Here is a 12,032-nt window from a genome sequence, read left to right on the forward strand (position 1 = left end):
TTCTCCGGGGTGTCGTAGGGCGGGGCTAGGCTCGGGGGCATGCGTATCGGAGCCCACGTCGACCAGACCAACCCGCTCGACAATGCCCGCGCGATCGGCGCTGACGTCGTCCAGTTCTTCCTGGGCGACCCGCAGGGGTGGAAGAAGCCCGTACTGCCGGAGGGCGTCGAGGCGCTGGCGGGTTCCGGGGTGGACGTCTATGTGCATGCCCCGTACACGATCAACGTGGCGACGTCCAACAACAGGATCCGCATCCCGAGCCGCAAGAACCTCACGCAGCAGTTGGACGCGGCGGCGTCGATCGGCGCCAAGGCGCTGATCGTGCATGGCGGGCACGTGCTGAGGGACGACGACCCCGAGCTGGGTTTCGAGAACTGGCGCAAGGTGTTCGAGAGGGTCGAGTGCCCGATCCCGGTCTACATCGAGAACACCGCGGGCGGCGAGAACGCCATGGCGCGCAAGTTCGACCGGATCTCCAGGTTGTGGGAGGTGCTGTCCGGGATTCCGGGGCTGGAGTCCAAGCTCGGTTTCTGCCTCGACACGTGCCACGCGCATGCCGCGGGGGAGGAACTCGTGGACGCCGTCGACCGGATCAAGGCCATAACCGGCCGCATCGATCTGGTGCATTGCAACGACAGCCGCGACACGTTCGGGTCGGGCGCCGACCGTCATGCCAACCTGGGCAACGGCACCATCGACGCGGAGCTGATCCTGGCCGTGGTCAGGGCCGCGGGCGCCCCGGTCGTGGTGGAGACGCCGGCAGAGGGCCAGGCCGATGACATCTCCTGGTTGCGCTCGAAGCTTTGACGGGCGGGGCGGTCGAAGCGGTTGAGGCGGCTTTCGCGGTCATGGTGCGTCGAAGTCGTGGGGAATTCACGGTGAGGAGGCGCTGAGGTCGCCGTCGGACCAGGGGAACCCGATGGCCGGGTTCGGCATCTAAAACCGCGAAGACCAGCATCACGACAAAATCCGAAGGTCACATCACACTGGCATAATTCGGAACCCAGCCCTTAGCGCACGCGCGTACCTTCCGGCGGCGGGCGCGCGAACCGATCGGGAACCACATGTCACAGCCCCCTTACGACCCCTACGGCTACGGGACGCACGACCCCTACGCCCAGCACTACTCCCAGCCCGCGCAGCCCGCGTCCGTGCAGCACCACTACTACGGAGGGTCGCCGGTACCGATCGCCCCTCCCACCAACGGGATGGCGACCGCGTCGATGGTCTGCGGGCTCATCGGCTTCCTCGCCTGCGGCCTGACGTCCATTCTCGCGATCATCTTCGGCCATGTCGCTCAGGGCCAGATCAAGCGGACGGGCGAGGGCGGTCACGGAATGGCCGTCGCCGGGCTCATCCTCGGCTACATCGTCACGGTCGGCTGGATCATCTTCTGGATCTTCTACATCGGGCTGTGGGCGGCCGTCGTGGGGACCAGCAGCACGACCGGCTATTAGCGCCCGTCCAGGCGAGACGGGTGTCTTGCCAGACCAGACGGGGATCTTTCCAGGCGGGACGGGGACCTTCCAGGCCGGACGGGCTTCGTGCCAGGCCGAACGGGGATGACGACCGGTCAGGCGAGGCGGGGGACGCCTGCCACTTCCACACCCACGCTCGACATCAGCACGGTCATGGGGGTGGAGGTGTCCCGCCACGCCTTCACCACCCCGGCGAACATGTCCAGGACGGCACGAAACGCCTGCTGGTCGGTGTCGGCTAGTTCAGCCCAAGACTCGTAGAGCACCACGTAGCCGTTCTTCGCGGGGGTCCACGAAAGGTCGGCCAGGGAGTCGCCGAGCGCGTCCCAGTCGGTGGCTGATCCTTCGGGCAACTCGAAGACGTCGGCGCACAGCCGCAGGAACGACGCGCTGTCGCGGGCGCGGCGGCCGTCGAGATGGAATCCGCGCAAGTCGGCCTCCTCGGCGCGCTCGATCCAGCTCGTGTCGCCGAGCGCGCCCGGCACCGGGGGCGTCCGCCACTGGTAGACGCCCGGTGTCAGACGTCCAGTGAGCAGCTCTGTCAGTGCTTGGTTCGCGTCCACGTCATCTCCCGGCAGTTCCTGCGCCCCGCGTGCGCGAGGCCCGGGGCTCCCCGCCCCGCCGGCCGCGATCATCCCCGAGCAACGCCCACGAAATCCCCCGATATGGGCAGATTCCGACCACGCCATCCCGGCGCTCGGGTGCCGCGGGCGTCCGAGATCGTCGCACAGCGTCCGCGGCCGGACGCTCACCGGCGCGCTGACCAGCGTCGATCGAGGTAGCGCCAACCCAGGCTTGACACTCTTCACTCATGCGCTCTATTCTCTCGTTTTAAGAGAGACTCATAGAACGAGCTACTCTCCGAGCGAGGCAGTTGCCCGATTCCGGAAGGAACACAGAGATGAACGCCACGCCCACGACCGCCACCACCGCCGACGCCCCGGCCGACGCCGTGACCCGCGTCCAGGCCCACTACCGCAACGTCAAGCAGCTCGGCCACTGGACGGCCGACCGCCGCTTCGAGGTCCGCGCCCGCCGCGGCTCGGTCGTCCTCGACCTGCGCTCCCCGCAGATCCCGGACGGCGACATCGACATCGAGGTCGACCTCGACCACTCGATGGTCAAGCTGCTCGTCCCGCAGGACGCTCAGATCGACCACTGGGACCTGCGCTACACCGGCCGCGGCCGCGTCAAGGACTGGACCGGCGAGGACGGCGAAGGCCGCCGGATCAGGATCACCGGCGAGATCCGGCACGGTGAGATCCGCGTCCACCGGGGCGGCGTCGCGACCCTCTCGGCGATGTTCTCCCGCGAGTTCGTCCAGGACGTCCGCCGTGCCCGCCGCGAAGGCACCGAACCCACGATCGCCGACCCCGCCCGCGGCGCCTGACCCCCCTAAAGTCGCGTGACCTCCTGAAATGGTGCACGACCGTCGGTCGTGCACCATTTCAGCGGGTGGGGCGGGCGTTGGCCGTCGCCGGTGCTCTATCGGTCGGCGGTGAGGAGGGTGCTCAGCAGGGTGAGGCCCTCGTCGCGGACGTCCGGCAGGTCGTTCTCGATGCCATGGAGCACGTCGGTGGCCGGGTCCGCGAGCTCCCAGAAGCGCAGCTTGCCCTCCAGGCGTGCGTCGAACGGACGGCCCCGCTCCCGCTGAAGCCGCCGCACGAACGCACGGTTCGTCTCGGGCCAGAGGAAGCACAGGTCGTAATCGGGGTCCCCGATCTGCGCGTCCCCGAAGTCGATCAGCCCGCTGATGCGCGTTCCGGTGATCAGGAGGTGGTCCAGGCTGATGTCGGCGTGGATCAGCGTGGGAGGGCCGTCGAAGTTCCCGTCGTCCGCGAGGTAGCGCTCGTAGGCGGCGATCAGGAGCCGTGCCTGGTCCGGCGGCAGCAGCGGGACGACCTCGGCGCGGACGAGCCGCAGGTCCTCGGTGAACTCCGCGCGCGGATCCACCTCGGGCACGCCGAGTTCGCGGGCACGTTTCACGGGAAATGAATGGATCGCCTCGATCAGGCCCGCGAGCTGGCGGACGGGCGCCGGCTCGTCCAGGAGCCCGCGGGCATGCCAGTCGTCCTCGGACAGCGACTCCCCGGGCACCACGGGATAGCAGCAGAACTCCCCTGGCCCGAGCGGGTTCGGGGCGGTGAAGGCGAACCGGGGAACGGGGACGTCGAGCAGCCCGGCTAGCTCGGGCAGCAGCCTGGCCTCGCACGCGATGCCCTCCGCGCCGTCCTCTCCGCGCGGGAAGCGGAGCACGTACGACTGCCCCCGGTCCGTGTCAACGAGCCGGTCCGTGTCGACGGGCCCGTTCGGCTCGACGGGCCCGTTCGGCTCGACGGGGTGGTTCGGCTCAAGGAGTAGGGCCACGCTTTCGAATCCGGCGCCTAGCGGTCGCAGCGCGCCTGGCGCGAGGTCGGGTCTGACGGCGGCGACGGCCGCGCGTACCTTCGGCTCCCACCCGTCCGGAAGGGCGACATTCCTGGTCACTCGGGCACCCCTGTCGACGATTCATGATGGTGGCGGGTTGAGTCTCTAGTCACTGGAGCCCTCATGGTGGACGGCATGGACGGCGGCACCCTCTACACGATCGGGGAACTGGCGCGCCGCACCGGCCTTCCGGTGCGGACGATCCGGTTCTACTCCGACGAGGGCGTGGTGCCGCCGTCCGGACGTACCGCGGCCGGCTACCGGCTGTACGACGCGGCGGCCGTCGCGCGCCTCGACCTGGTGCGGACGCTGCGCGACCTCGGTATCGACCTCGGCACGGTCCGGCGGGTGCTGGACCGGGAGATCGGCGTCGGGGAGGTCGCGGCGGTGCACGCGGAGGCGCTGGACGTGCGGATCCGGACGCTGCGGCTGCGCCGTGCCGTGCTGCGGGCCGTCGCGAAACGCGGATCCACTCCAGAGGAGATCGAACTCATGCACAAGCTCGCCCGGCTGTCCGACGAGGAACGGCGGCGGATCATCACCGACTTCATCGACGAGTCGTTCGCCGGGCTCGACCTCAACCCCGACTTCGCGGCGAAGATGCGGTCCGCGCTGCCGGAACTGCCCGACGACCCCGAACCCGAGCAGGTGGACGCGTGGGTCGAGCTGGCCGAGCTGGTCGGCGACCCGGGCTTCCGCGCGTCCGTCCGGCGGATGGCCGAGGCCCAGGCGGCGGACATCTCGCGGGGCTCCTACCCGGACGACCCGGTGCGTCTCGCCGAACTGACGCGGGAGAAGATCGAACAGGCCATCGCGGACGGCATCGCACCCGAGTCGGACGCGGCCCGTCCCATCGCGGACGAACTGGCGCGCGCCTACGCGGACGCGTCCCAGACCACCAACGACGCCGAGTTCAGGCGCGACCTGCTGGCGCGCATGGAGATCGGCACCGACCGTCGTGCGGAGCGGTACTGGCAGTTGCTCACCGTCATCAACGGCCGGCCCGTCCCGCCGACGCTGACACCGTGTTTCGAGTGGTTCATCGAAGCACTGCGCGCAAGCGGCGCCAACTCCGGCTCTGGCGCCGACACGCGGCGTTAGGACGACGGGACCGGGACGCTGGTGTGGCGGGCGCCGCGCCAGCGTCTCAGCGAGATCACATCGTGCGCTCCGTCGAGGACGCCGCCCGCCGGGTCGTCCGCGCCGTCCGACCGCATGAGGTCGCCGGACGGGCGCAGTACGTCCCACACCACCAGCGCCGCCAGCGCAAGGACGGTCACGAACCGCGCGAGCAGCGCCAGGTGGTAGACGTCCTCGCTGATGCCGCCCTCCGGCGCGTCGAGGCTGAGCACCGCCGACATCGTGTCGGAGAGGTCCGCGCCAGGCGTCTGCGCGGACACCGACAGCAGGAACCACCAGATGCCGAAGAAGTAGACGATCTCGCCGACCTGCCAGACCACGAACGCGGGGAGCTTCGGACGCGCCAGCACCGCGAGCGGCAGCAGCCACAGCACGTACTGCGGCGACCAGACCTTGTTCGGCAGCATGAACGCGACCAGCACGAGGAACATCAGCTGCGGCAGGCGCGGGCGGCGCGGCGCCGTGAACGCGAGGACCGCGATGCAGGCGGCGAGGACGAGGAAGGTCCCCGTGCCGAGGAGGTTGAGCGTGCCGGTGTCGGACGTGGTCTTCTCCAGCCCGTGGTCCTGCAGGTAGAAGAAGATGGAGCCCCAGTCGACGCCGCGTTCCTGGCTGAAGGTGTAGAACTCCTTCCAGCCGTCCCACGCGAAGAGCATCACGGGCACGTTGACCAGCAGCCATGCGGCGGCGGTCCCGGCGAGGACGCGTCCGAGGGCGCGCCATTGCCCGGCGCGCACGCACAGCAGGACGAGCGGGCCGAGGAGGAGCAGCGGGTAGAACTTCGCCGCGATCGCGAGGCCCAGCAGCGCCCCGGCGAGTGCCGGGCGCCGCGCCGACCACGCGGCGACGGCGAGGGCGGTGAGCGCGACCGCCAGCAGGTCCCAGTTGATGTACGCGGTGAGCAGCAGGGCCGGGGACAGCGCCACCATCAGGCCGGTGCGCAGGGACCGCCGTCCGGCCGCGTACGCGGTGGCCAGGACGGCGACGACCGCGAGGACGGCGAGGAGCAGGACGGTGACGTTGTAGAAGGCCATTCCGCGCTCGTCCAGGCCGAACGGCTTCACCAGCCACGCGGCGAGCTGCATGAAGCCGCCGCTGAGCACCGGGTATTCGACGTAGTGGATGTCGGAGCCGGTGAACGAGTCGAAGTACGGGACCTTGCCGTCGTTCAGCCCGCGCACGTAGTAGAGCGGATAGATGTCGGTGTAGCAGGCGTTCGTCGTCGTCTTGGCGAAGTCGAAGTTCGCCGACGCGCACGGCCGTTTCTGCAGCCAGCCCAGCACGCACACGAATGCCGTGAGACCCGTCAGGACGGGGGCGAGCCGCGCCAGCCGACCAGGGCCGCCGGGGCCGTCCGCCTCGTCGTTGCCGGTTCCGGCCGCGGGCATCCCGAGCCTTTCAGAAGACGACGCCATGGACAGCAAGACTATTGGTCATCACGCCCGCCCGCGCGCCCCGCGAACGCCCGGGGAATCCGGACGCGGAACGGCCCGGAACCGCTGCGGGCTCCGGGCCGTTCCGTTCGGGGCCGTCCGTTCAGGTCGTCCCGTTCGGGTCGTTCGTGTAAGCCGTCCGCCTAAACCGTCCGATCGGGATGCCGGTCGACGGCCGGGTGGGCTAGTTGGCGTTCGGATCAGTCGGTTCTTCCCGCCTGCAGGCCGGGTGGTTCCTGTTCTCGGGTTTCTCGCACCACCAGGACTTGTCGCCTTCGGGCGGAAGGTTCGGGTTGCAGCCGAGCGGCAGGCCGTACTCGTTGCAGGGCTGCCCCGCGCCCGGGGTCGGCGTCGTCGGGAACGACGGGCCCGGGGACTGCGTCTGGCAGCCCGGCGTCGGCCGGCCCGGCTCGCAGGTCGGACGGTCCGACGGGGACGGGGACGCCGACGTCGTGGGAGCCGGCTTCGGCTTGGCCCACGGGGCGACCTCGCCGCCGTTGACGGGCGGCGGGAACTGCGCCATCTCCTTACCGTCCAGCGCCTTCGTCATGAAGCGCTTGAACAGGTCGGCCGGGACCGTACCACCGTAGACCTGGCTGTAGTTGCCGACGCCGATCAGCGACTTGCGGTTCCCCTGCTTGTCCTGCCGCCACATCGCCGCCGACGTCACGAGCTGCGGCGTGTAGCCGACGAACCAGGCGGACTTGTTCTCGTCCGTCGTACCGGTCTTGCCCGCCACCGGTCGGGCGCCGAGGCTCGCGCGCCTACCGGTACCGGACGTGACGACCGCCTGCATCGCCGACGTCGCGTCGGCCGCGACGCCCTCGGAGAACACCGTCTCGGGCTTCTGCCACGGCAGCTTCTCCAGGACGTCGCCGTGCCTGTTCGTGACCGGGTGGCCCGTGTTGGTCTTGATCTCGGAGATGACGTGCGCGTTCCGGTGCTTGCCCCCGGCGGCGAACGTCGAGTACACCGACGCCATCGTGACGGGGGTCGCGTCGATGACGCCGAGCGGCAGCGAGGTGTACGTCGGGTTGAGGTTCGGGGTGTTCTTCGGGATGCCCATCTTCTTGGCCATCTCGATGACGTTGGGCAGCTGCACCTTCTGCCCGAGCTCGACGTACGACGTGTTGATGGACATCGCCGTCATCTGCTTGAGGTTGTAGACGCCGTTCTCCGACCTGCTGTCGTTGGTGAACGTGGCGCCGTTGATGGTGCGCTTGTAGCTGCCGTCCATCGTCGTCTGCAGGCTGATGCCCTGGTCGAGCGCGGTGGCCAGCACGATCGGCTTGAACGACGACCCGGGCTGCACGTTGCCCTGGAAGGAGTTGTCGAACTGCTGCTTGCGGTAGTCCGGACCGCCGTAGGCGGCCACCACCCCGCCCGTCTTCGGGTCGATGGCGGCGAGGCCGAACTGGATGTCCGCGCCGAGCCCGTTCTCCTTCTTGATCTGCTTGACGACCTTGTTCGTGTAGTCCTGCATCGGCCGGTTGAACGTCGTCTTGATCCGCAGGCCGCCGGTCTCCAGCATCTGCTCGTCGATGCCGAGCTGCTTCAGCTCGGCGAGGACGCGGTCCTGGAGGTAGCCGGTGTTCTCGTCGTCCGGGACGTCGCTCCAGTTCTCCTGCGTCTGCGGGAACTTCGCCGCCGCGCGCTTGTTCTGGTCGAGCCAGCCCTCCCCGACCATCCCGTCGAGGACGTAGTTCCAGCGGTTGATCAGCGCCTGCTTGGCCGGGTTGGACGCCGGGCCGTAGGTCGCGAAGTACCCGGGACGCTGGATCAGCGCGGCGAGCATCGCCGCCTCGGACTCGTTGATCTCGGTGACGGGCTTGTGGAAGTAGGCGCGGGACGCGGCCTGGATGCCGTACGACCGGCGCCCGAACGGGACGGTGTTGAGGTACAGCTGGAGGATCATCTTCTTGTCCATCTCCTTGCCGAGACGGATCGAGATGAGGATCTCCTTGAGCTTGCGGCTGACCGACCGCTCCTGGCTGAGGCCCGCGTAGTAGTTCCGGGCCATCTGCTGCGTGATCGTCGAGGCGCCGGCGACCTCGCCGCCGGCGACCGCCCGGTACATCGCGCCCGCGATGCCCGTCGGCGAGATGCCCGGCTCGTGCCAGAAGTTGCGGTCCTCCGCGGCGAGGACCGCGTCCTGGACGTGCTTCGGGACCTTGTCGAGCGGGACGTCCTCGCGGTGGGTGCCGATCCTGGCGAGCGGCGCCCCGTCCGAGAACGTGATCAGCGACTCCTGCCGGAGCGCGGCCTGCTGCTTCTCCGTCGGGATCGGGGTGTTGGCGTACGCGACGACGACGAGCGTGGAGATCCCGAGGATCAGCACGCTGACGACGGCGACGACGATCTTCCAGGACGGGACGTACCGCCGCCAGCCGGTCTTCTCGGGGTCGTCGCCGTCCGTCCGCTTGTCACGCCGGTTCAGGAAGCCGAGGCCCCCCTCGCGCCGTCCGCCGCCGGAGCCGCCGCTGTCGCCCCAGAAGCTTTCGTCTCCGCCGTCTCCGGGGCCGCGCCGACCGGGGCCGCCGCCTCCGAAGCCGCCGCCTCCGCCGCCGGGACCGCGTCCGCCCGGACCGCCCGGGCCACCAGGGCCGCCGGGACCGCCCGCGACACCGGGGCCTGCGACACCGGGGCCCGCGGCCCCTGGACGGCCGCCCGGTCCCGAACGCATCGATGAGGGCGTTCCGCGGCGACGTCCGCCGCCACCGCCTCCGCCGCCGATTCTCGCGGGCCCGCCGCTCCGTCCGCCCGACCTGCCGCCGGGGCGCGGAACCCGGCCGGGGGTGCCGGACGATCCGCCACGCGGCGCACCGGGGGGCGGGCCGGATCCGCCGGAGCGGGGGGTCGCCCTCCGGTCGGGGCCATCTCCGAATTCCGGTCCGTATGGGCTTCGGTTACTCACGCGACCTCATCAACTGGGGTACGGCTGTGCGTCGTCAGAGAGTACTGCGCCCTCGGAGCCGCGGGGGCCGAGGCGTCGAGCCTCGCCTCCCCCCGGTGCTCTGAACGCGCTCGGTCACGCCCCCTGGCGTGCGGTGACTCGGGAACATGCTTCATGTCACAACACCGCCTCCATGGAACGGTTCGGACGGGACGGCCCACCGGTTCATTCCGGTGGCCTCGACAGTGGGTACAGCGGTGCGAGGCCCGCCGTACTGGGCTCGTTGAGGCCACCTCCGCGCATCCGGCAGGCGGGGTGGCCCTGGTGCAGGTTGCACCACCACTGCGGCGGCGGGAAGCTCGGCGGCTTGTCCGGGTTGCAGTTGGGGTCGGGGAACGGCGACTGGCACGGCGGCTTGTTGCCCCCGCCATTGCCTCCGCCGTTACCGCCGCCATTGCCGCCGTCGCCCTTGCAGCGCGGGTCGAACTCGCCGATCGGGCTGTCGCACCACGGCGGCCTGTCGTCCTTCTTCTTCGGCGGCTTCGCCCAGGTCTGGACGATCCCGCCCCACGCCGGCGGCGGGAACTGCCTGGCCTCCACGCCGCGCAGCGCGTCCGACATGTAGGACCGCCAGATGCGGGCGGGGATCGTGCCGCCCTCCACCTCGCCGATCCCCGGCAGGATCACCGACTTCTTCTTCCCGTCCCGCCCCACCGAGTCGTTGTAGAGCGTCACCGCCGTGGACACCTGCGGCACGTATCCGACGAACCACGACGAGACGTTCCGGTCGGTCGTGCCGGTCTTGCCCGCCGCCTGGCGGCCGTCCGGCAGCCGCGCCGCCGTCGCCGTGCCGCCCTGGATGACCTGCTGCATCGCGTACGTGGCGTCCGCCGCGACCTTCGGGGTGAAGACGCGGCGCTTCTCGTACTTCGGCCTCAGCCGCGGCGTCTTGTTGTCGGACTGCCTGACCTGGCGGATCACGTGCGGCTGGTGGTACACGCCGCCGTTGGCGAACACCGCGTACCCGGCGGCCTGCTCGATCGGGCGGATGTCGTTGACGCCCAGCGCCAGGTTCAGGCAGCAGTCGTGCGGCTTCAGCAGATCGGACGCGATCCCGGCGTCCGTCTCCGTCTTGATCACCTCTTCGATGCCGACCTTGCCCATCAGCTGGAGGAACGCGGTGTTCACCGACTCCTCCGTCGCGGTGATGAGGTTGACCGCCGGGGCCACCCGATGGGAGTTCGGGACCATCACGGCGTTGGGGTCGCCCCGTGACACGACGTTGCCCTCACCGTCGAGCGGGATCTTCGACCGGCCCTCCACCATGCTCTTCAGGCTGTAGTTCTGCTTCAGCGCCGTCGCCAGCACGTACGGCTTCATCGCCGACCCCGCCTGCGCCTTCCCCTGCCAGACGTTGTCGAACGCTTGGTCCAGATAGTCGGGCCCGCCGTAGAACGCGACGACCTCGCCGTTCGCGGTGTTCACCGACACCAGCCCGACGCGGATCTTCTTCTTCGCCAGCTTCTTCGGGTCCACCTGCGGGACGGTCCGCTCCGCCGCCCGCTTGGCCATCGACATCCGCTTGCGGTCGAACGTCGTGTAGACGCGCAGGCCCTTGGTCGTCAGCTCCTTGTCGTCGACGCCGAGCCGGGCCAGCTCCTTCTTGGCGCGCATCAGCATGTAGCCGCGCTGGCCGCCGTACAGCTGGTTGCCCGTGCCCGCCTCGTTGATCTTGGGCAGGCGCTGCTTGTACTTGTCGGCTTCGGCCTGGCTGAGCTTGCCCATCTTGACCATGCCGCCGAGCGTGTACTGGTACCGCGCGGTCACCCACGCCCGGTTGGCCTCTTCGCCCGGGTCCCGGTTCGGGTTCTGGATGATGCCGCCGAGGAACGCCGCCTGGTCCGGCTTGAGCTTCCACACGTCCGTGCCGAAGTACTCGCGGGACGCCGCCTGGATGCCGTACGTGTCGCGGCCCATGTAGATGGTGTTCAGGTACAGCTTGAGGATCTCGTCCTTGGTGTGCTTGTCCTCCAGCTTCAGCGAGATGAACAGCTCCTTGAACTTCCGGTTCATCGTCCGGTTGTTCGGGTCGGAGTAGTAGTTCTTCGCCAGCTGCTGCGTGATCGTGGACCCGCCGCCCGACCCGCCGGTCAGGTTCTTCCACACCGCCCGCGTCGTGCCCCTGACCGAGAACCCGGGGTCGGTGCGGAAGCTGCGGTTCTCCGCCGCGAGCACCGCGTCCTGGACGGTCGGCGGCACCCTGTTCAGCTCGACGCTCTGCCGCTTCTTGCCGATGCGTCCTATCTCGGTGCCGTCGGTGTAGTAGATGATCGACGCCTGGTCCTCGACGCCGGCCACGGTGGGCTCGGCGGGCGTCGGCGTGTTCGCGTACGCGACCCAGATCAGCGTGATGAACGCGGCGAATCCGAGGCCGCAGACACCGGCCACGACCTTCCAGGACGGGATGTACTTGCGCCACCCCTCCCCCCGGGACCGCAGGTGATCGATGAAGCTCGTCTTGTTCGGCCCGGGTCGTCCGGGGCCGGGGCCACCTGGGCCGCCCGGTCCTCCCGGGCCGCCGGGTCCGCCTGGACCGCCGGGGCGTCCCGGTCCCGGCCCGCCCGGCCCGACCGGTCCTCCGGGGCCGCCCGCGCGATGCGC

At 69.8% G+C, this 12,032-nt stretch carries 9 protein-coding genes; 4 read left to right on the plus strand and 5 right to left on the minus strand.

Going from position 1 to position 12,032, the window contains the following annotated elements:
- Positions 1 to 39 precede the first annotated feature (39 nt).
- Both ETD83_RS33330 and ETD83_RS33335 read left to right on the plus strand, forming a co-directional pair.
- Entirely contained in the window at positions 40 to 807 is a 768-nt protein-coding gene (locus ETD83_RS33330; protein ID WP_138649184.1) for a deoxyribonuclease IV, read from the plus strand.
- Positions 808 to 1,064: 257 nt separating this feature from the next.
- Entirely contained in the window at positions 1,065 to 1,457 is a 393-nt protein-coding gene (locus ETD83_RS33335; RefSeq protein WP_138649185.1) for a DUF4190 domain-containing protein, read from the plus strand.
- Positions 1,458 to 1,573: 116 nt separating this feature from the next.
- Here the strand turns inward: ETD83_RS33335 and ETD83_RS33340 are convergent, their stop codons facing one another.
- On the minus strand, positions 1,574 to 2,041 hold the full coding sequence (locus ETD83_RS33340) for a barstar family protein (protein ID WP_171064582.1): 468 nt from the start codon (positions 2,039 to 2,041) through the stop codon (positions 1,574 to 1,576).
- 338 nt (positions 2,042 to 2,379) lie between these two features.
- Between ETD83_RS33340 and ETD83_RS33345 the strand changes: the two genes are divergently transcribed.
- Complete coding sequence (locus ETD83_RS33345) at positions 2,380 to 2,868, plus strand: hypothetical protein (RefSeq protein ID WP_138649187.1); 489 nt, start codon at positions 2,380 to 2,382, stop codon at positions 2,866 to 2,868.
- Between the two features lie 95 nt (positions 2,869 to 2,963).
- On the opposite strand, the gene ETD83_RS33350 is transcribed toward ETD83_RS33345, so the two are convergent.
- A complete protein-coding gene (locus tag ETD83_RS33350; protein WP_171064583.1) occupies positions 2,964 to 3,965 on the minus strand; it encodes a phosphotransferase in 1,002 nt (333 codons plus the stop codon).
- Positions 3,966 to 4,028: 63 nt separating this feature from the next.
- Between ETD83_RS33350 and ETD83_RS33355 the strand changes: the two genes are divergently transcribed.
- The gene (locus tag ETD83_RS33355; protein ID WP_230421352.1) at positions 4,029 to 5,006 is read left to right on the plus strand and encodes a MerR family transcriptional regulator; all 978 of its coding nucleotides are present in this window, start codon (positions 4,029 to 4,031) and stop codon (positions 5,004 to 5,006) included.
- On the opposite strand, the gene ETD83_RS33360 is transcribed toward ETD83_RS33355, so the two are convergent.
- The 3 genes from ETD83_RS33360 to ETD83_RS33370 form a co-directional block, all read right to left on the minus strand.
- A complete protein-coding gene (locus tag ETD83_RS33360) occupies positions 5,003 to 6,460 on the minus strand; it encodes a glycosyltransferase family 87 protein (RefSeq protein WP_230421353.1) in 1,458 nt (485 codons plus the stop codon). The genes ETD83_RS33355 and ETD83_RS33360 overlap by 4 nt on opposite strands.
- Positions 6,461 to 6,662: 202 nt before the next feature.
- The gene (locus tag ETD83_RS33365) at positions 6,663 to 9,161 is read right to left on the minus strand and encodes a transglycosylase domain-containing protein (protein ID WP_268920526.1); all 2,499 of its coding nucleotides are present in this window, start codon (positions 9,159 to 9,161) and stop codon (positions 6,663 to 6,665) included.
- Between the two features lie 435 nt (positions 9,162 to 9,596).
- Positions 9,597 to 12,032: transglycosylase domain-containing protein (locus tag ETD83_RS33370; RefSeq protein WP_138649189.1), on the minus strand; the 2,436-nt coding region annotated here is incomplete at its 5' end.

The sequence above is a fragment of the Actinomadura soli genome (assembly GCF_005889715.1).
GTDB classification, from domain to species: Bacteria; Actinomycetota; Actinomycetes; order Streptosporangiales; family Streptosporangiaceae; genus Spirillospora; species Spirillospora soli.